The following is a 19256-nucleotide window of genomic DNA, read 5'->3' as shown; positions in this document are numbered from 1 at the left end:
TCCTTAACCTCTAAGAGCGGCATCAGAACTCTTTCCTTCCCAGCGTGAAATAAGCCACGCTGCCCAGCAGGTTGCCCAAAATCAAGAACAGCACCCACATCCATTTTGGTCCGCGTACCTGCTCTGTCTTGCTCAGAGAAATCAGACCGATTATTGCCAGCACGACCTGCAGTGCAAGCAGCGGCCCAATCAAACCCCAATTCAAATCATTCATAGCCATATCCTCCTTATCTCCCCGGCAATCAGCTATTGTCTCAGCGGCTCCTTCCGGCCTTCCGTCTGCGCTTATCTGGAAGAACTACAAACAGCAGGTAACATACTGCCGGTGAGGGCGCCCCAGTAAGTCCCCAGATTCCCCACAACCAGGCCTTCATCCCCTGACCTCTGTCTCTGGCATCGTGGAACAGCCAGGTTCCCTGCAGCAGCAGTAAGGCCGCAATAATCATCCAGAGCCAAATAGGTATCTCCTGCAGCTCCTTCACGATTATGATTCCTCCCGCCCGTGTCTGATCCGCGCTGCTCCCAGGCTGCCAAGTGCGCCCAGGATGAACACTGCCTGCAGACTCCAATACAGCACCGGCGCTGTGCTTAGAACAGAAATCACTATGGTAACCAGCACAAGAGCCACCAATAGGAATAGCAGCAGCTCCTTACGGCGCCGCTTCCTCCGGCGGACAGCTTCCCCGGCAATAAGCTGCTCCAGCTCCGGCAAGGAGGGCGGAGTAACATCGGCATACAGCATATCCAGATGATCCAGCTCCGTGGACAGCTTACCCAGCAGCTCCTCGTCACTCTTAAACCTCATCCTCATTCAGCTCCTTTCGCAGTTGACCCAGTCCGGCAGCTACCCGTGATTTGACCGTTCCGGAAGGGATCTCCAGCATCTCCCCGATCTCATCATAGCTGTACCCGTAATAATGCTTCAGCAGTACAGCCATTCTGTGCGCAGAGGATAGACGCGACAAGGCGTCGAGCACTTCACTCCACTCCATATTCCGGCTCTCAAAGCTCCAGCGTAAACTGCGGTTCCCCTGCTCCTGCATCTGCCCTTCCCGCCACTGCGCCTCACGGCTCCAGCGCCGCTTACGGTCAATGTACAACCTGCTGCCAATGGTAATCAGCCAAGAAGAAAATGCCGAGGTCCCGTTATATGTCCCGATCTTCTCCATGCATCTGACCATCGTGTCCTGCGCAATCTCTTCCGCAAGCAAAGGGTCAAGTGTCGCTTTGATCAGATACTTGTACAGGAAGGGATAATGCTCCTGCAGCAGCACGGCCAGTGCAGCAGCGTCACCCTGCTGTGCCTGACTGATCATCTCCAGCGTCCTGTCGCCCATAGCCCCTCCCCTTATCTCTTCTGTCACACCTGTAATACGTCTATGTAATAGCTATCGTTCATTCAGAGTCCGAATTATTCTGCAGCTCCCACAGTCTGCGTCTCCATGGCTGTACAGCCCCCTTGCCTCCGGGAAAGCTCCAGAACAGCGTATACTTAGTATCACTCTTCCCGGTCAGATCATTCACTTCATTCCGCTCTGCTATCAATGAATCATTCGCTTCCAATTCCCCGTAATCCAGCTGGCAATGCATATTATTCTTCATTCTGCTTCCCCCTAAAAAATTCATATCTATAGGCAAAAAAAAGAACGCAAACCGGGATTATTCCACAGTCTGCGTGCTTCGCTGGGTAAATGTTACATTTAATTAACCATATTGTAACAACCTGGCCCCGGCTTGTCTACCTCTAATTTCCCGGTTTGTGTCAAATCCAGCCAGAGGATGTCGTTACAATGCACAATCATCCCAATTGATATTCCTTCCTACATCGGAACATACGGGTTGTGCAGCTTCTCATAGCCGATTGAGGTTCGCGGACCATGTCCCGGGAACACTCTCACTTCTTCATCCAGCCGGTAGAGCTTGCCGCGGATCGAATCAATCAGATCCCGTTCTCTGCCGCCCGGAAGATCGGTACGTCCCACTCCCATTTTGAACAAGACATCACCGGCGAACAGATCATTCCCGCATAAAAAGCTGACGCTGCCCGGCGAATGTCCCGGCGTATGCAGCACACGGAAAGAAAGGCCGAGCAGCTTCAGAATCTGGCCTTCCGCCAAATCGTATTCTGCCGGATCTGTGCTGATGGGAGGCGTGGTATCAGGCCACATCAAGGAGCCGTTCAGCTTCGGGCTGCCCAGCCACTCACTCTCCAGCGGATGGATATAGACCGGGCACTTCTTGGCTTTGCGGACCTCGTCCAGCCCGGCAATATGATCGAAATGGGCATGTGTCAGCAGAATCGCCTCAATCTCCATTCCTTCGGCGCCGCGGAGAAGACCCGCAGGATTAGCCCCCGGATCAATGATGACACCGCGCTTAGGGTCTGCCCCTGTCAGAAGATAGGCATTGGTCTGGAGTGCCCCCAGATTATAGGAACGAATATTAAGCATCGGCATTAGAATCCGGAGATCAAACTGCGCAGCTCTTTGGCGATAACCGCGTGTGATTCCGTTCCTTCTCCGTAGGCTTGCCCCATTGCTTTGCGCACTTCGGTAATTTTGCTGTCATAGTCCGCTGCTTCGCGGTCCGGGTTCTCCCGTTTGAATTCTCTCATCAGGGTCTGGACATGCTCCGGACGCGGTCCCCACTGCCCCAGTACATAACCTCCGGTATCCGCAAATATCACGATGGGTACGGAGCGTCCGCCCATGGTCAGGAAGTTGTCCATCAGCTCCTGGTTCTCTTCGAGAATCAGCACTTCCGTCTTGATGCCTGCAGTCTCCAGAATCCGGAAGACGACCGGAACATTGCGGACCACATCTCCGCACCAGTCCGCAGCCAGAATCAGCACACGCAGATCATCACGGTGATTCAGGCTCTCGAAATATTCGCGGTCACTCTCGTCTTCCCAGGCGAACTTCTCATACCAGGATTCAAAAGCCTGCTGGTTCTTCGTCATGGCTTCCACGAACTGGCGCGGAGTCAGGCCTTGGCCAAATTTGGATGCTACATTCTGCTTCATACTGCACTACCCTTCTTTTTGGATTTGTACCACTTGAACAGGAAATACAGAATAATTACCGCAATGGCGCCCAGAAGAATCTCATGAGTGTACTTGGCTGCGACCTCATCAATGGTCTTCCACTTGTCTCCGAGCGTATACCCCAGATAGACAAACAACGCGCTCCACGGAATAACTGCAAGGGTTGTCAACAAAGTGAATTTGCCCAGCGGCATGCAGGAAATACCAGCCGGAACCGATATGGCATGGCGGACAACCGGGATAAAGCGGGCTGTGAAAATCACACCGGTCCCATACTTTTGAAACCATTCTTCGGAGTGGTCAATATGCTTTTTGGAGATAAAAATGTACTTGCCGTACTTCTCCAGCACAGGCCTGCCGCCATAACGGCCAATCCAATAAACGAAGATCTGGGCGACTACTCCCCCGACGGTACCGAACAGCACGGCACCAAAAAAGTTAATATCGCCTTGTGAGACCAAATAGCCGCCAAACGCCAGGACAATCTCACTTGGAATGACTTCAATCATGAGCCCGATCATAATCCCGAAGTAGCCCAGAGACTGAATCCATTCAAACAAATGTGAAATGATATCAGATATAAATTGCACTGCAGGTCTCCTCCCGTATGGCGTAATAGCCTGGTATTCTGCTGGCAGAACCCATCTGCTTAACCGCTCTATGTATCCAGCTTCTCCTAGCCTATTCTAGCATATGCAGGCTTACGACTTCTACTTAAGGAATGCAAGCGTAAACGGCTTTGCTGTTCTTTTAAAGGACGGTAGCGTTTCAGCGGGACATGAAGGATAATTTATAGCGTGAAGCATATAGGAGCTTCTGTATTGACAAAGATTGGACATGGAGTTGAATGAATCGTTCAAAGCGCTCTCCGACCCGACCCGGAGGCAAATTCTCCGGCTGCTGCGTGAAAAAGACCGGACGGCCGGGGAAATCGCGGATTTTTTCAATATGACCAAGCCCAGCATCTCTCACCACCTCAATGCGCTGAAGCACGCGGGGCTGGTGCAGGACGAACGTAACGGGCAATTCATCGTCTATTCGCTGGACTCCACGGTACTTGAAGAGGTGCTTGGCTGGTTCCTGGAATTGACGGGTACGGGCAAGGGAAACAGGGACCGCCAACCGGAAGCTCAGGCGGATGCTGGCTCAAAGGGCTCTGGGACCAAAGGGAAAAGTAACCCGCACGCTATTAAACATACGGAGGATGAACATTGATGAAGAATTTCACATGGAAGTGGCAGGATACGCTGATTGTCATTCTCGGGCTCCTCTCACTGGGCTACGCGCTGGTCAATTACGGCAAGCTGCCGGATCAGCTGCCCGCCCAATTCGGTATAACCGGCCAGGTCAATACTTACTGGAGCAAGGGTTCGGTTATCGCCTTGTTCTCTTTTTTGGGCTTGGTTTTTCCGCTAATGATGCAGTTCATACGCAATGTTGACCCCAAGGGAGAGAATTATAATAAGTTCCCTGGCGCTTACAAAATGATCCGTCTCACCGTTGCGGTTATGTGTGATGCCGCTCTTGTCCTGTCGGTCAGCTTCGGGCTTGATGAGCAATTTGCCGCCGGAAAATGGGTGCTTGTAAGCATCGGACTGCTGCTGGCTGCAACAGGAAATTTCCTGCCGCAGATCAGAGATAATTATTTCACGGGAATCCGCACGCCCTGGACGCTCCATAACCCTGCCGTATGGCGGAGAACCCACCGCTTCTCCGGAAGGATGTGGGTGACCGGCGGTCTACTAATTGTGCTTGCCGCCTTCATGCCCGTTACGCTGTCGATCAGCATGATCATCACCGCTCTGGTAATCATGATTGTTCTCCCTATTGTTTACTCATGGCTGATCTCGCGGCGTGTTAAGGCTTGAGATTAGTTGGAGGATGGGTAGGAACTGAGACTCGGGTGATGAGCAGCGGCAGGCAGTCCTAGTAGCTCATCAGATTTAAACGTGTGAAAATTACTTTGACTAATAGCTTGCTGAGGGTTTACCTCACCCTAATTAAGGTGCACGGGGTAGGCTTAGTTGTAATTTGTACAACTAAATCACCCGATGTGCTTCCAAATCTCCGTTTAGTTGTAGTTCGTGCAATTAAAATACCTCTAGTTCTGGATTTTCGCCCATCCGGGTAAATTTAGTTGTACAGACTACAATTAGACGAGGAAGTCCACCCGTTTCACTGTTTTTAGTTGTACAGAATACACTTATCCCTGTTTTTGGCTACGAACGCAGCTTCATCCCTTACCACATTTATGAAATGAAATCGCTTGTTTGAATCTGATGTTCTACTAGGTTGAAGCTGCGGTCATTATGCTGATGTATTTACCGCAACGGCGGTCAAGCTCCGAATTACACTCTGAGATGCGTCTTATCTGTCATTGGAGCTAAGCGCCGCCCGGAACTGTAAATGTGTTAACTGAAAGTAGATCTCTTCGCTCTGCGGAAGCAGGGTAAAGTTGCGGTCATTGTGCTGCGGTCCTCTGTCCTGCTCCATGGTGGTCAGCAGGCTGTACTGCCGCAGCAGCTCTAATCCCGCCGTCGCGCTGTCCGCCGCTATACGTCTGTCTCCCTCTGCCAAGCTGCGTTCCCCCATCTCAAGCATTCCTCTTAAAGCGGCAAGCCGCCCCGCAGCATTAAAGTGATCTGTCTGTTGACTTCGGCGGACCCAGTACAACGCTGCTCCAGGATCACTGCCGTGCAGATAACTTGCCGCAAGCCCCCTATAAAGAGCAACATCCCCCGGAGAGAATGACAGGCTTCGCAGGAGCAGATCAACCCCCTGCTTCTGTGGAAGCAGCCGCGATAAAGCAACCGCAGTCTGCGGCTCTCTCGGATTCCATCTCAGTGATTGCTGCAGCAGTATAATTCGTACGGCAGGATCATTCTCTCTGACCGCCTGCTTGAATAGGGCAGCCCCCTTCATGGCCTGAAAGGAAAAAGCGCTGCACAGGAGGGTCAGCCCACAGAGAACGGTTATGCCTGCATAAATCCATAATCGGCGCGGCCGGTTCCTTCGCTGCCCATGCGGCTTGCTGCGCCACCAACGGGAGTCATGCAGAACTGTAGGCACAGCCGTCCCAGCGGTCCGGCTGTTTGCTTCGGCAATTGCCCAGGCGGGCAGCAGGAGCAGCAGCAGCCAGACCAGTCCATAGCTCCAGTCGAAATCGGCTGCGCTATGCAGCACGATTACGAGCAGAGGCGGAAGCAGTCTTGGTGACGCCTTGAATACCAACCCTCCTGCGGCCAGAAGCAGCAGGAGGACCGCAGCCAGACCCGCCATCCCGAGGTTCAGCAGGATGTCGAGGTAACCGCTGTGCACCTGGCTGCCTACGTAGGGGCGGGACTGGGCGGCAAGGTACGTATGCCGCCAGGTCTCGCCCCCGCGCCCCAGCCAGGGCGCTTCTGCCGCGAGCTTCCAGGCATCGCGGTAGAACAGCCCGCGCGCGGCGGCCGTCGGTGACGGCCCGGTGATCCGCGCGCGTACCAGCAGCAGGACGGCGCTGGCCGCCGCCGTCCAGCCCGCCGCCGCCAGCGCCAGCACGGCGGCGCGGACCCCGCCCGCCGCATGGCAGCTGCGGCGGTGCAGCCATAGGCCGGCCAGCCACGCGCCGGCCCAGAGCCCGGCCAGCAGCAGCAGGCCGGGCAGGGGCTCTGCCGCCAGCCCGGAGCGGGCCAGCTGGCGGTAGAGCAGCGCCGCCGCGGCAACGGGGGCGGCGCCGGTGATTAGAAGCGGCACGAACAGTTGCCGCTTCAGGAGAAGGGCTGCGGCACCGGCGGCAGCCGCAGCCAGCCATGCGCCGCGCGACTCGCTGAGCAGCAGCGCGGCGGCGTACGGGAAGAGCGGCAGCAGGCGCGCCGCTCTTAGCCATTGCGAAGCGGACCAGGCTCTGGTCCGCTTTGCAATGATGCCTGCATCTCCTGCACCTGACTCATCTACTCCGCCGACACCTGAACGTACCGAATTATTGCCCGCACCCGCAGTTTCTGCACCTGACTCATCTACTCCGCCGACACCCGTGCATACCCAATTATTGCCCGCGTTCACACCTTCTGTACCTACCTCACCCGCTCTGCTAACATCCGTACGCTCAGCAATATTTCCCGCCCCCGCACCTTCTGCCCCTACCTCACCCGCTCCGCTGACACTCGCACGCACCGCACTGCTGCCCGCACCTTCCTGAGACTCTCCAGGCCAGAAGCTATAAGCGGCAGCAAACAGCCGTTCCAGCAGATACACCGCCATCACCGCACCAAAGGCATTCGGATACTGAAGCAGTCCGGCCAGCCTGGCACCAGTAGCACTGACCCCGGGCGATTGGGTATAAGCCACCGCATAAGGAACCGGCAGACCTCCGCAGACCGCCAAAAGGGCTGACAAACTAATAGCAATTCCAAGCAGATGCCACACTGCCGCAAGAAGGGCCCCTCCCCGACGGGTTCGTGCCGCCAACAAAGCAAATATCATAAAGCTGGTGTAGAAGCCTGAGCGCAGCATTTCATTTAGCGTTCCTTGCGCGGATACGGGACTGCCCAGTGATTGAATAGCATACAAGAGACATAGTAGCACACAACCGCTGAGTAACCCCCAGACAGCCAGCCCCCTTACTCTACCTATACTGCCAGCCAACTCCCGGGTATTCTCTCTGCGTTCAAACTGTTCCTCAATTTGCGTCCTATTTAAGTAACCACCAGACAACTTCGGATCTACCTTGTGCAGCCTCAGCCCAGCCCCTCTGCCAGCCGCCATATAGATAATTACCAATCCCAGCAAGACCCCGCACAAGCCAAACCACACCGTCAAGAACAAATACATCTCCCCGGTGAAAAAGAAACCTCTCAGCACACAGGCCGCTGTCCCCGCTGCTATTAACGCCAACCCGCAAACCAAAGTAACCAACCATTCACTTTGCCGTTCATGCCCTTTCACGCGCATCCTAAATCTCCTATTACTCATGATGCTTAACAGTCTGCCCATATATACTGGAAAACAGAAGAGGCAGCTGGTCCCCCTAAGTTAACTCAAACGCGCGAATGAAGGGCACTTATACACCTGATTCCACCAAAAGTAGCTCACACGCTCAAATGAAGAGCACTTATGCTCCTCATTCCACCAAACACAGCTCTCACGCTCAATTGAGGAGCACTTATGCACCTAGCAGCAAAAAAACAGCCGCCCCCATCAGGAAGCAGCCGTTCTGTCATACCCTTAACTATTCATCACATAAATTAAGCTTCCGGACTGCCGGCGGGCAGCAGGTCGGAGCAGACGCGCTCCAGATAAGGCTTCGCGCCGAGGAAATCGCGGAATGCCGTGTATTCGCGCCATTTGGCGGCCTGATCGCCGCTGTCGCTGCGGACGGCGCGAATCAGGATGTTCTTCGGGGTGTGCTCCATGTCGATGAATTCCAGCAGCTGGCTGCGGTAGCCCATCAGGTCCAGCAGCTTCGCCCGGATCGCATCGGTGGCGAGCGCCGAGAACCGCTCCTTCAGGATGCCGTGTGACAGCAGCGGATTCAGCACCTCGCTCTCGACCTGCGCGAACAGCTCATGCTGGCAGCAGGGCACCGAGAGGATTACCGATGCGCCCCAGCGCACGGCCTTCTCCAGTGCAGCATCGGTGGCGGTATCACAAGCATGCAGCGTGACCACCATGTCCACCTGATCCAGCTCATTATAGTCCGCGATATCGCCCACCAGGAACTTCAGCCGGTCATAGCCCAGCCTGGCAGCCAGCGCATCGCAGTGCGCAATGACATCCGCCTTAAGGTCAAGACCGACGATATTCAGCTCCCGCTGCTCGCGGACGGCAAGATAATGGTACAGGGCGAAGGTCAAATAAGACTTGCCGCAGCCAAAATCCACAATTGTCAGCGGCCGGCCTACCGGCAGATCGCCCAGCACATCCTGAACCATCTCCAGGAACCGGTTGATCTGGCGGAACTTATCATATTTTTTGGCCAGCACCTTGCCTTCGCTGTTCATAATGCCAAGCTCGACCAGGAACGGCACCGGCTCCCCTTCATCCAGCACATACTGCTTCCGGCGGTTATGAGCCAGATCTGGTGCTTCCTGCTTGCTGGCTGATTTGGTCAGAATAGATACCTTGTATTTCTTGCTGATCAGCACTTGGTAGTCGGCACCAGCCGTACACAGCAGACCTTGGCGGAAGGTGTCCCTCAGCAAAGAGAGCATCTCTCCAGCGGCCTCCTCTGCGGGAATGTTGCGGTGTTCGACCTTAGGGCCGATGTAATAGGCAAACTGATAATGCAGCTTTCCTTTTAGCTCAACAGGCTTAACCTGCACTTTATTGTAGGGGGCGTCGCCCTTGCTGCGCAGTTGGCTTAGTGTAGCCGTAATCAGAGTGCGGCCGGTCATCACTTGCTCGATCAAGTCCTTCAACGCTTCCAAATGGGTACATCTCACTTTCGGGTTCATAAAATAGAGCACGTAGTCTCCTGAATATCGTTACATTATAGCATTAACGGTAAGCTTGCTCCATTCTTCCATGCCCTGCCGCACTTCCTCTAGCGGAAGACCGCCCTGGTCTAACTGCTCCGGACATAACAGCAGCAGGCGTTCATACAGCGCCCTGCCTTCCTCCGCTACATTCTCCCCCTGCTCCCAGAGCCGGTAGAGACTGTCCTCCGCCTTGGCGTATAGTCCCCGGGATTCGTGGTAAGCCATCAGGAGGCGTTCGGTCTTGGCGGGAAGGCGATACGGCCCCACCTCCTCAAGCAGCTCATGGATCTCTTCCGTCATGTTCAGCAGTTCACGGTCCGCACCATGAAGATCGGCATAGATGAATAAATGCAGGGAACGCATCGCCCTGAACAGGGCTGCATCCCGGTCTCCTTTGGCCGCGTAAATCCCGCCTTCCTCCTTCAGCAGCCGGGCTACTCCTTGCAGCTTATCAGCCTCCAGCACTCCTCCGAGACGAAACATATCAATAATATCCTCTACAGACAACGAATTAAGCAGACGCGAATTCAGGCGAAAATGCCGCATCAGCAGCTCATCTACCTCCCACAGCGCCTCCGTTGTTTTTTTATCCTGCTTCAAGGTCAGCACCTTGGCGACCATCGCCGTCATATCCTCAATCATCCGTACAATATAATCTCTCCGGAACATACCGAGCTCCTTTCGTTACGCAGTTGCTTCTCTTCTGTATCAAGCTCAAAGGCTAGTCCCTAGCCCAATCCTTGCAATATCACATGGCTAGTTTCAGTAGGTTTTGAGCAGCATTTACATCCCGATCATGATGCACGTTACATTCTGGACAAGTCCACTCTCGCAAGGCGAGATTCTTCACCTCTGCGTTCTTATAACCGCAACAGGAGCAAAGCTGACTGCTTGCATAGTGCTTAGGGGCAATAATAAGCTCTCTGCCATACCATTGAGCCTTATATTCAAGCATCGAACGGAACATACTCCAAGATACCTCGCTAATCGCTTTTGCAAGTTTGTGATTCTTCAGCATATTCTTTACACGCAAGTCTTCCATCACGATAACTTGGTTTTCGTTTATCATTTGGGCAGACGTTTTATGCAAGAAGTCTTTACGCTGATTCGCTATTTTTTCATGGTGCTTGGCCACTTTCAGCCTAGCCTTATGACGGTTATGGCTTCCCTTCTTCTTCCGTGATACATCCTTTTGCAGCTTCGCTAACCGCTTTTCAGACGTACGCAAGTATTTAGGATTGGATAGGATTTCGCCATTTGAAGTTATCGCAAAGTCTTTCAGCCCAAGATCAACGCCAATCTTCGTATGCATGTTGGGCAACTGGACGATATCCGTTTCAACCAATACGGAAGCATAATACTTTCCCGTTGGTGTTTTTGAAATCGTGCATGATTTGATCAGCCCCCCGAATGGGCGGTGTAGCTTGATTTTGATGCCCGTTTTTAGCTTTGGAATCTTGAGATATCCATCCTCTATGGCCACTGCTCCATTTTGGTTATTCGTTGTGAAGCTATGATGATTCGTCTTCTTGCTCTTGAATTTAGGAAATCCCGTTTTCTGATCCCGAAAAAATTCGTATAAGCCTTGTCTAAATTCAGTTGTGTATTCGCTAAGGCAAGACTATCGACTTCTTTCAGCCAGTCGAATTCCTTTTTGTATTGTGCGGGTGTATTCCTCAGCATCGTTTCCGTTTGCTTGTAATGTTCCATTTTATCTGCAAGCATTCTGTTGTAGATGAAGCGAACGCATCCGAACACTTTAGCGAAGTAGTGTTGTTGCCCATGGCTTGGATAGATACGGTATTTGTAGGCTTTCAGCAATGGTGATCACCCTTTCCCCCTTGGGTTTCGATGTATTTTTGAATGACGTCTATTGGCGCTTCACCCGTTGTAAGCAAGCAATAGGAGCGTGACCAAAAGGCCTCTTTCCAAAGTGATGTTCGGAGGGTAGGAAACTCCTTCTTGATCAGCCTAGATGATGCACTCTTATAAGCGTTGAGAAATTTAGAAATGTCGGTATTAGGATGAGTTTTCATTAAAATATGAACGTGATCCCTGTCATGATTCCATTCCTGCAAAGTCACATTGTAAGTAGGCTGAATGGATGCAAATATCTCTTTCAGACGTTCGGATATGGGATCTGTAATGACTTTCCTACGATACTTGATGACTAGAATAAGGTGAAAGTGAAGGGAGAACACTGAATGGTTATTTGAGTCTAATTTCATTAACTTCACCGACCTTCCCAAGATACGACTGAACACTTTAATTATAGCATCTCAGGCGGTTAGAATCCATGTAGATTAGACCGTTTCCATTCATCCCCCACTTAAAGAAGATGGGAGAATTCTGTCAACTGAGGGTTAAACTATTCGTCTCTCCGGCGCCACTCTGCGGAGTTAAGTCTTGACCACACTATAACGATGAACTATAATCCAGTTATCCAATCTGTATTACAGATCGAACTATTTAACAGACCGTAAATTGGATACAGACTGTATACCTGTTAATACGGACCCTGCATAGGAGGCTTATTGATGACCAAACCAACCGGCAAAATGCAAGACTCCTTCACAACAGCCGTTTCAGCTCAACCGGACTTGCAGGCAAGCAACCGGCTTTTGAACGTTACCCCGGAACAGGATAAGCTGCTGGAGAGCGCCTTACGGATTAAAATTATGCACACGCTGTCGGCAGAGCCGCTTACATCCAAGCAGGTTGCGGAGAAGCTGAACAAGACTCCGGGTAATATTCACTACCATATCGTCAAGCTCTATGAGGGCGGTCTGCTGGAGCTTGTCCGTACAGAAGCCGCAGGAGGCATCATCCAGAAATTTTACCGTTCCAAAGGTACGATGTTCCACTCGGAAGCGCTTCGCAGCCTTAACTTCCGCAAAGAAGACCAAACCCGGCATTTCACTACCAGACTTACTCTCTCTCCTCAGGAGCTTGCGGAGTTCCACCAGGAGCTGCTGCAGCTGATTACCGCCTGGGAGTCCAAGGTAACGGAAGGTGACGAATACGGCGTAGAAGTGATGCTGGGCCGTTTGCAGTCTGTCGATGCTGCTGCACAGCGGGAAGAGGAGGCACAGCAATAGATGAGCACCACTGGCCCTTCCGGACAACTGAAGCATCATCCGCTTGAAGGCTTCGCGGCCCCTTTCCGGCAATCCCGCGCCTTTCCTTACCTGTGGCTGGGACATTTAGTTTCTTTTTTGGGCAGCTCGGTAACCATGGTTATCCTGCCTGTCCTGGTCTATTCCCTGACCGGCTCCACCACCATTATGGGGATGGTCATGGCCGCCTATATGCTGCCTAATGTAATTATGCTGCCGGTATCCGGCCATATTGTCGACCGCTACGACCGTGTACGGATTATGATGCTGGCCGATATTGCCCGGTTCGTCGTTATGATTACGACGGCTGTGCTGTCCTTGACCGGAGTGCTGAGCATTCCGTTGCTCTATGGACTTGTTGCCTGCTACGGCCTGCTGGACGGCTTATTCCAGCCTGCCTACGCTGCCGTCCGCGCTACCGTATTCACTCCGGATATCCGCGTAGCAGCGAATTCTCTAACTCAGATCACAACCCAGTCCGTGCGGCTGATCGGTCCCGCGTTAGGGGGACTGCTGATTACCCGCCTGTCCGCGGGCATCGGCTTCGGAATTGATGCCTTCACCTATCTTATCTCCCTCATCTGCCTGATCTATCTGCGCAGAGTGATGATGGCCCGGCTGCAATCTGCTGCCGTTGAGACGGAAATCCCGGCTAAGCCTGCTGCCGGGACCTCTGCCACTCCGCACTGGAGGAAGGATTTCGCCGAAGGAATACTTGTTCTCCGGAGCCAGCCCTGGCTCTGGATTACAATTCTCGCCTTTTGCTTCGTCAATATATGTTATACAGGGGTAATCAGCGTCCTTCTTCCCTGGCTGTTCAAGGTCCATCACGGCTGGCCTCCCTATTTCTATGGCCTGGCCGTTACGTTCTCCGGTGTCGGGGCCATAGCGGCCGGCCTGCTATACGGCCTGCGGCCGAAATGGAATCACCGCGGCATCCTGGCTTACGGCGGCGCCATGATCAGCGGGGCTGCTCTGCTGCTGCTCCCGTTCGCAGGCACTCCGGCAGCAGCCGTCACCTTATTTGCCGTAGAAGGCTTTGGATTAATGATCTTCGGACTGATCTGGGAGATCAGCCTGCAGGAGCTTGTTCCGAAGGAAGCCTTCGGACGGGTAGCCAGTCTGGATATGTTCGGGTCCTTCGCCCTGCTGCCGGTCGGATATATCTTAGTCGGCTGGCTGGCCGACCGGATCGGAGGAGTACCGACCATTATTATTTTTTCCGGCCTGGGCCTCTCTTGTGTTGCCCTGGTGCTGTGCGTTCCGGCGATCCGTAAGTTTCAATAAAATCCAGGCAAGCGGAAACAGCTTTGCACAACAAACAGAAGGCAGCACCCGCCGGAGAGCGGAAGTGCTGCCTTCTGTCCTTAATGCCTGATGTCATTTACTTCTTCACAGGCGAATATACGAAATCCTTAATAATCTTCGCCAACTGCTCCGGTGCTTCAAACATCCCCATATGGCCTACACCCGGCAGCGTCACCTTGGTGATGTTCCGGTTGTCTGAGGTGAACGTGCGCTCCGGTGTCACCTTCGAATCCTCTGCTCCGGCAACCAGCAGCACCGGCAGCGCCGTTGCCGAGATCACATCGCGGCGGTCCGGGCGCTCACGCATAGCCAAGGACGCGCCAACCGCACCTTGCGGCGGAGTCTTGTAGCCAATCTCCTTGGCACGTTCCAGCAGCTTGGATTCCGCACCAGGGGCAAAGAGTCCGGGCACCAGCTGATCCACAAAAGCAAAGATGCCTTCGCTCTGGATCATGGTGACGCTCTTCAGCCGGTTCTCCTTGGCTTCTTCACTGTCCGGATACCCGGAGGAATGAATCAGCCCGAAGCCCTTCAACCGGGAGGCATGGCGCTGGGCAAACGAGAGGGTAATATAGCCTCCGAGCGAATGTCCCAGCAGATAACATTCTTGAATCTCCAAGGCATTCAGCAGCGACAGCACATCATCAGCCATCTGCTCGATGGTATAGGCTCCAAGCGGAGCATCCGAAGCCCCATGCCCGCGCAGATCCGGGGCAATGACACGGTAATTGTCAGTCAGGCTTGGAATCACCTTTTCCCAGTACTCGGCACTCCCGCAGAATCCATGCAGCAGCACGATTACATCCCCTTTGCCTTGATCACTGTAGCAGATGTTGCTTCCCTCGCATCGAACATTTTCCATGGCTGTTTACCCTCTTTCTATGTAGTGGTCTATATTAATAAGCTAGAACAGGCTGATTTGAAACGCTCTCAATCCGTAAGTCTGAATCCCTGTGCAGCTGCCTTGGCAATCTGATCTGCCATAACCATTACCCGGTAGAGCGGGGTAGTCTGTATCGTCCGGTAAGGGCGCGGACTGTTCACGTCAACGATTGCTGCCAGACTGTAATTCCCAACAGCTGGCAGGAGTCCTCCTACCGATTCTGCCGGACGCAGCGGCTGCGCCGCCGCAAAATAACAGCCCAGTGCGGCCGGCGGTCCCAGGCAGGCATCGACAGCGATAATAATCTGCCCTTCCGGAATCTCTGTTATCCGCTGGACCAGATTATCCGCATCGCAGGGCGCCGGAAGCGTACCCGTTACATTCGGAAATCCGTACTCCAGCAGGCGGCTTCCCGTCAGCGGTCCCAGCGCATCTCCGGTGGAGCGGTCTGTTCCGATACAGAGAAAGGTCAGCTGCTCAGCGGAATACACATCTGCGATTCCGCGGAAGAAAGCCGCCAGCTCCCCGGCATTCATTTTACGCCGCTTTCTGCTCTCTTCTTCTCTGATGGCCAAAGACTCTCTCCTCCTTGCTAAGCAGCCTGTTATATTTATCTTTAATTTAACATGTTTGCGGGATCTGGACAAAAAAATGGTCATCTGCTGCCCGACATGATAAGATATTTGAACTATATCAATTCACATTCTATATTACTCAGGAAGGACGGTTATACTCAATGGATTTGTCTAACCCAAGCCAGGAGAACGTTGAATATATGATTGAAGGCATCAAAAACAAGCTGAAAATGGCCAGTGCTGCTGCCATGCAGGCCTCAGCCTTTTCGGTGGAGCAATATGAGGATATCCAGGATATTTACGAGGTGGCGATGGGCAGTGACCGGCTCAGCATCTCCCAGGTGGAGGCACTGGTCTCAGAGCTTGGACGTCTGCGCAAGAAATAACACCAGCCCATAAGAAAGCCCTTCAGCTTCATTGTCCGTAAATCCGGACGTTGAAGCTGAAGGGCTTTTATATGCTGCAATAATACTCTTACTGTCACGCTCCGGCTGTTATGGAAGATCAATCAGAATGAATTCTGCATCTCCTGAGCTGCTGATGCCTTTGAGTGTAAGCTCACAGCTCTTGCGGATACGCGCCGCATCCCCCTGCTGGAGCTGGAATGTACCATCCGCGCAGGAGATCTCCAGATTCCCGGAAATGACATACAGATGGGTGCGCCGCTCCTCCTGCTGGGGATAACACAGCTCACGGTTCGTCTGCAGCACGGACAAGTAGATGTTAACGTCATTCTCCAGCTGCAGCGAGCCCTGAAGCCCTTCGCTTGAAGCCACAGGCAGCAGGTGGTTGAGCTTAAGCTCTGCCGGGAAGAACCGGGCATCCCATTTCGGGTCCTTCCCGGGCCGGTCGGGCAAAAGCCAGATCTGCAGGAACCGGACATCCCCATGGCCTGAGGGATTCGTCTCCGAATGATTAATGCCTGTTCCTGCGCTCATCAGCTGCACACTGCCCGCCTGCAGATCTGCATGATTCCCCAGGCTATCCTGATGCTTGAGCACACCAGACACTACGTACGTGATAATCTCCAGATCATGATGCGGATGCTCATGCATGCCTTGCTCCGGCTTCAACTCATTGTCATTATGCGCCAGCAGCGCACCGAAGTGGGCATTGCTGGGGTCATCATAATCGGCAAAGGAGAAGCTGAATTCACTGTGTATCCATTCTCTATTCGAAGTATGACGCTCGGCTGCTGTAACTACTTTAATCATAATAATGCACCTCCATAGATGTTAGAAACTTATCAATATCCTAAGCAGGGAAATGAATGCTCCTTAATATGAGATGTATATGGGCGCTATAATTTACTATTTCTTACCCCCTTCTTTTCCAGGTCAATCAACATTGTAAAGCCGCAAATTCTGCGGAAAAGGGTTACTAAAGCACGTTTTTGACAGCCATGCTTCTTTATTCTCCGGCAATCTTTGCCAAGCTGTTCCGCTGTTTCAGCCGATAGCCCAAAGTTTATATACGAAGTAAGAACATTCAGGCTAACCTGAATTTGAATGACAATTCTGATAAGGAGTGATTGATAATGAATAAAGCAGAGAAGGAATTTCCGGTAGAAAGCGGCAGCACGTTCTTTAAAGGGATCTTCATCGGCGGTCTGCTCGGAGCAGCAGCGGCCCTGTTATTCGCACCAAAGCCTGGACGCGAGATGCGTAGCGATCTGTCAGATAAGCTGACTGTAGCTACGGACAAGACTAAAGAGGTTGCCGGAACGGTAACGGACAAAACCAAATCCTTGGCTACAACAGTTAGCGAAAAGGCTACCGATCTGGCCGGCACAGTATCCGCCAAGGTCTCTGATATCTTCACAACCGTTAGTGACAGCAAACAGCAGATCGCAGCTACTCTTGCGGAAACCGGTAAAAAGATTGGCGAAACAGTAACGGATGCTTCCAAGGATATTTCGGAGAACGTGAAGGATGCCTCCGGCGAGGTAGCCGACAAGGCGAAGGATGCTTCCAAAGAAGTTGCAGACGAGGCGAAGGACGCTAAAGAGGAAGTTAAGAGCACTTACAAATCCTCCTATTGAAGCCGGGGCTCCGGCTGAATAGACATTCAAGAGAGCGGCCAGATCGTCTATAGCTGGCTGCTCTCTATTTATGCATGCCTTATATTCCATTAAAGCCTGGTTCAGGCTACAGAAAGCAGGTACGCCTTATGGGAGAAGCGGACAACAGAACCAAAGCTTATGACGTAGATGAGCATCCCTTCGAGCTGCGGCATGAGGTCAAACGCTTGAATGCGAGGCTGGACAAGATCGCTGACTCACTGGAGAAATCCGAGTTCAAGGATATCCTGGAGAACTATACAGACCCCAAGAAGCGGATCATCACCAATCTGATGGCCGGCATCTCCAGAGGCCTGGGCCTCTCACTCGGTACCTTTCTCATTCTCGGTATTCTTGGCTATATTCTCAGTTTGTTTCTCAATGTACCGGTTATCGGGGAATATCTTGGAGAAATCAAAAAGTATATCGATGCGAACTAAATACATTTCCCGCGCATCCCTCCTGCAGCCTACTCTACCGTGAATAGACTGCAGGAGGGATGTTGCTACGACGCATAAAAAGGGCAGGTTCCATCCCATAAGGGATAGAGCCTGCCCTGATAAATATAATGGCATTGATATTTAATAGGATGAATTAGCCATGATCTGCTTCAGCTTCTCGGTGGCCCGCTTCTGGATACGGGAGACACTCATCTGCGAGACGCCCAGCTTCTGGGCAATAGCCCGCTGGGATTGACCATCCTGGAAGGCCAAGAGCAGCACCTGCTGCTCCTGCTCCTTCAGCTGTCCGAGCGCCTGCTGGAGATCCATACGCTTCTCCACCGTCTCGTAGTCATTCGCATCGGAGCTGATCAATTCACCGAGTGTAGCTCCACTCTCTTCCTGGGAGAGCGGTGAATCCAGAGAGACATAATGATAACACTCTCTGCCGGCCAGTACTTCTACAGTTTCTTCTACAGTAAGATCCAGATAATGGGCGATCTCTTCAACCGCCGGAGAACGTTCGAGCCGGATGGTCAGTTCATCAATGGCCTGCTGAACAAGCGCGCCTTTTTCCTTAATCCGCCGCGGAACCTGTATGTACCAGGATTTATCGCGCAGGAAGTTTTTCATATGTCCAATCATGCTCTTCATCGCATACGGCTCGAAGGGAATCCCCAAGCTGATGTCGTATTGCTGCAGCAGCCGGATCAGCGCCATTTGCCCCACCTGGTACAGATCCTCGTAGAGATCCGGACGGTTACGGGCAATTTTGCCGGCGGCCATCTTCACCATGGGTTCATATTTGCGGATGAGCACTGTTGCAATTTCATTGTCTTTCGTCTGCTGGTATTCCCAGATCAGGCTTACCGCTTCATTCATGGACTCTGGGGGAGTCACTTTGTCATTCATACTTTCTCCTCGCTGAAATTGAGCCGTTTAGTCAGGGTAACGACTGTCCCTTTCCCTGCTTCGCTAACGACGCTAACGTCATCCATCAGCGCCTGCATTAAATAGAATCCGAGTCCGCCCACTTGAACATCATTCAGCTCCTTGTCATGAAGCGTCAGACGTTCTCCGGACGCATCCAAACTATCAAAGCTCTCCCCCTCATCTTTGACAGTAATGGATAAGACGCTTGTTCCTACCTCAAAGATTACATCAACCATACCGTCTGCCTGCCCATAGGCATAGAGCACGGAGTTATTACACGCTTCTGAGACGGCTACCTTCATATCTTCAATGTCTTCATAAGTGAAACCCATCTTGGAGGCAATGCCGTATAAATTAAGTCTGACAATATCGACATATTCTGCACTGGCGGGTAACTGAAGAACTACTCTTTGTATGTCATCACTCATTCTTAGTTCGATC

The 19256-nt window shown here is 52.5% G+C and carries 23 protein-coding genes and 2 pseudogenes; 7 read left to right on the top strand and 18 right to left on the bottom strand.

Annotated elements, in window-relative coordinates:
• Window positions 1–22: 22 nt before the first annotated feature.
• The 8 genes from MKX63_RS09150 to MKX63_RS09115 form a co-directional block, all read right to left on the bottom strand.
• Entirely contained in the window at window positions 23–214 is a 192-nt protein-coding gene (locus MKX63_RS09150) for a PLD nuclease N-terminal domain-containing protein (RefSeq protein ID WP_341016649.1), read from the bottom strand.
• A 40-nt stretch (window positions 215–254) separates the two neighbouring features.
• A complete protein-coding gene (locus MKX63_RS09145; protein ID WP_341016648.1) occupies window positions 255–482 on the bottom strand; it encodes a hypothetical protein in 228 nt (75 codons plus the stop codon).
• Between the two features lie 2 nt (window positions 483–484).
• Complete coding sequence (locus MKX63_RS09140) at window positions 485–805, bottom strand: DUF5345 family protein (RefSeq protein ID WP_341016647.1); 321 nt, start codon at window positions 803–805, stop codon at window positions 485–487.
• Window positions 795–1337: an RNA polymerase sigma factor SigY gene (gene sigY / locus MKX63_RS09135; RefSeq protein WP_341016645.1), complete on the bottom strand. Its 543-nt coding sequence runs from the start codon at window positions 1335–1337 to the stop codon at window positions 795–797. Before sigY ends, MKX63_RS09140 begins: the two co-directional genes overlap by 11 nt.
• A gap of 58 nt (window positions 1338–1395) precedes the next feature.
• A complete protein-coding gene (locus tag MKX63_RS09130) occupies window positions 1396–1602 on the bottom strand; it encodes a hypothetical protein (RefSeq protein WP_341016643.1) in 207 nt (68 codons plus the stop codon).
• 218 nt (window positions 1603–1820) lie between these two features.
• A complete protein-coding gene (locus MKX63_RS09125; RefSeq protein WP_341018579.1) occupies window positions 1821–2450 on the bottom strand; it encodes an MBL fold metallo-hydrolase in 630 nt (209 codons plus the stop codon).
• A 5-nt stretch (window positions 2451–2455) separates the two neighbouring features.
• Window positions 2456–3022 (bottom strand): thioredoxin family protein, encoded by a 567-nt coding sequence (locus MKX63_RS09120; protein WP_340751667.1) that lies wholly within the window; start codon window positions 3020–3022, stop codon window positions 2456–2458.
• Complete coding sequence (locus MKX63_RS09115) at window positions 3019–3633, bottom strand: DedA family protein (protein ID WP_341016642.1); 615 nt, start codon at window positions 3631–3633, stop codon at window positions 3019–3021. The genes MKX63_RS09120 and MKX63_RS09115 overlap by 4 nt, the downstream gene beginning before the upstream one ends.
• A gap of 253 nt (window positions 3634–3886) precedes the next feature.
• Here MKX63_RS09115 and MKX63_RS09110 point away from each other — a divergent pair.
• A pseudogene (locus MKX63_RS09110) lies at window positions 3887–4147 on the top strand (autorepressor SdpR family transcription factor); the annotation flags it as partial.
• Between the two features lie 110 nt (window positions 4148–4257).
• Window positions 4258–4911, top strand: a complete 654-nt coding sequence (locus MKX63_RS09105; RefSeq protein ID WP_341016640.1) for an SdpI family protein — start codon at window positions 4258–4260, stop codon at window positions 4909–4911.
• Between the two features lie 499 nt (window positions 4912–5410).
• Here the strand turns inward: MKX63_RS09105 and MKX63_RS09100 are convergent, their stop codons facing one another.
• From MKX63_RS09100 to tnpA, 5 genes and pseudogenes are all read right to left on the bottom strand, one after another.
• Complete coding sequence (locus MKX63_RS09100; protein WP_341016639.1) at window positions 5411–7420, bottom strand: O-antigen ligase family protein; 2010 nt, start codon at window positions 7418–7420, stop codon at window positions 5411–5413.
• Between the two features lie 848 nt (window positions 7421–8268).
• Entirely contained in the window at window positions 8269–9450 is a 1182-nt protein-coding gene (locus MKX63_RS09095) for a class I SAM-dependent methyltransferase (RefSeq protein WP_445323492.1), read from the bottom strand.
• Between the two features lie 57 nt (window positions 9451–9507).
• Entirely contained in the window at window positions 9508–10170 is a 663-nt protein-coding gene (locus MKX63_RS09090) for a DUF6483 family protein (RefSeq protein ID WP_341016638.1), read from the bottom strand.
• A 79-nt stretch (window positions 10171–10249) separates the two neighbouring features.
• Window positions 10250–11322 (bottom strand): annotated as a pseudogene (gene tnpB / locus MKX63_RS09085) (IS200/IS605 family element RNA-guided endonuclease TnpB).
• Complete coding sequence (gene tnpA, locus MKX63_RS09080) at window positions 11316–11729, bottom strand: IS200/IS605 family transposase (RefSeq protein WP_341018577.1); 414 nt, start codon at window positions 11727–11729, stop codon at window positions 11316–11318. Before tnpA ends, tnpB begins: the two are co-directional and overlap by 7 nt.
• Before the next feature lie 309 nt (window positions 11730–12038).
• Between tnpA and MKX63_RS09075 the strand changes: the two genes are divergently transcribed.
• Both MKX63_RS09075 and MKX63_RS09070 read left to right on the top strand, forming a co-directional pair.
• Window positions 12039–12599 (top strand): ArsR/SmtB family transcription factor, encoded by a 561-nt coding sequence (locus MKX63_RS09075; RefSeq protein ID WP_341016636.1) that lies wholly within the window; start codon window positions 12039–12041, stop codon window positions 12597–12599.
• Window positions 12600–13904 carry an MFS transporter gene (locus MKX63_RS09070; RefSeq protein WP_341016635.1) on the top strand — a complete coding sequence of 435 codons (1305 nt, stop codon included), beginning with the start codon at window positions 12600–12602 and terminating at the stop codon, window positions 13902–13904.
• A 97-nt stretch (window positions 13905–14001) separates the two neighbouring features.
• On the opposite strand, the gene MKX63_RS09065 is transcribed toward MKX63_RS09070, so the two are convergent.
• Window positions 14002–14787 (bottom strand): alpha/beta fold hydrolase, encoded by a 786-nt coding sequence (locus tag MKX63_RS09065; RefSeq protein ID WP_341016633.1) that lies wholly within the window; start codon window positions 14785–14787, stop codon window positions 14002–14004.
• Between the two features lie 68 nt (window positions 14788–14855).
• Window positions 14856–15383, bottom strand: a complete 528-nt coding sequence (yyaC, locus tag MKX63_RS09060) for a spore protease YyaC (protein ID WP_341016632.1) — start codon at window positions 15381–15383, stop codon at window positions 14856–14858.
• A gap of 161 nt (window positions 15384–15544) precedes the next feature.
• Between yyaC and MKX63_RS09055 the strand changes: the two genes are divergently transcribed.
• Window positions 15545–15769 (top strand): DUF1128 domain-containing protein, encoded by a 225-nt coding sequence (locus tag MKX63_RS09055; RefSeq protein WP_340751658.1) that lies wholly within the window; start codon window positions 15545–15547, stop codon window positions 15767–15769.
• A gap of 108 nt (window positions 15770–15877) precedes the next feature.
• Here the strand turns inward: MKX63_RS09055 and MKX63_RS09050 are convergent, their stop codons facing one another.
• Window positions 15878–16597: a pirin family protein gene (locus MKX63_RS09050; RefSeq protein WP_341016630.1), complete on the bottom strand. Its 720-nt coding sequence runs from the start codon at window positions 16595–16597 to the stop codon at window positions 15878–15880.
• Between the two features lie 323 nt (window positions 16598–16920).
• Here MKX63_RS09050 and MKX63_RS09045 point away from each other — a divergent pair, with 323 nt between their 5' ends.
• A complete protein-coding gene (locus tag MKX63_RS09045; RefSeq protein ID WP_341016629.1) occupies window positions 16921–17424 on the top strand; it encodes a YtxH domain-containing protein in 504 nt (167 codons plus the stop codon).
• Window positions 17425–17552: 128 nt separating this feature from the next.
• The gene (locus tag MKX63_RS09040) at window positions 17553–17882 is read left to right on the top strand and encodes a DUF5665 domain-containing protein (RefSeq protein ID WP_341016628.1); all 330 of its coding nucleotides are present in this window, start codon (window positions 17553–17555) and stop codon (window positions 17880–17882) included.
• Window positions 17883–18023: 141 nt separating this feature from the next.
• Here MKX63_RS09040 and MKX63_RS09035 read toward each other — a convergent pair whose 3' ends face one another.
• Both MKX63_RS09035 and rsbW read right to left on the bottom strand, forming a co-directional pair.
• A complete protein-coding gene (locus MKX63_RS09035; RefSeq protein ID WP_341016627.1) occupies window positions 18024–18794 on the bottom strand; it encodes a sigma-70 family RNA polymerase sigma factor in 771 nt (256 codons plus the stop codon).
• On the bottom strand, window positions 18791–19243 hold the full coding sequence (gene rsbW / locus MKX63_RS09030; protein WP_341016625.1) for an anti-sigma B factor RsbW: 453 nt from the start codon (window positions 19241–19243) through the stop codon (window positions 18791–18793). Before rsbW ends, MKX63_RS09035 begins: the two co-directional genes overlap by 4 nt.
• Window positions 19244–19256 lie beyond the last annotated feature (13 nt).

The organism is Paenibacillus sp. FSL R7-0179 (assembly GCF_038002265.1).
In the GTDB taxonomy this organism is placed as follows: Bacteria; Bacillota; Bacilli; order Paenibacillales; family Paenibacillaceae; genus Paenibacillus_AQ.
The sequence above is the reverse complement of the archived record's forward strand: the minus strand, read 5'-3'. Positions and strand labels throughout refer to the sequence as shown.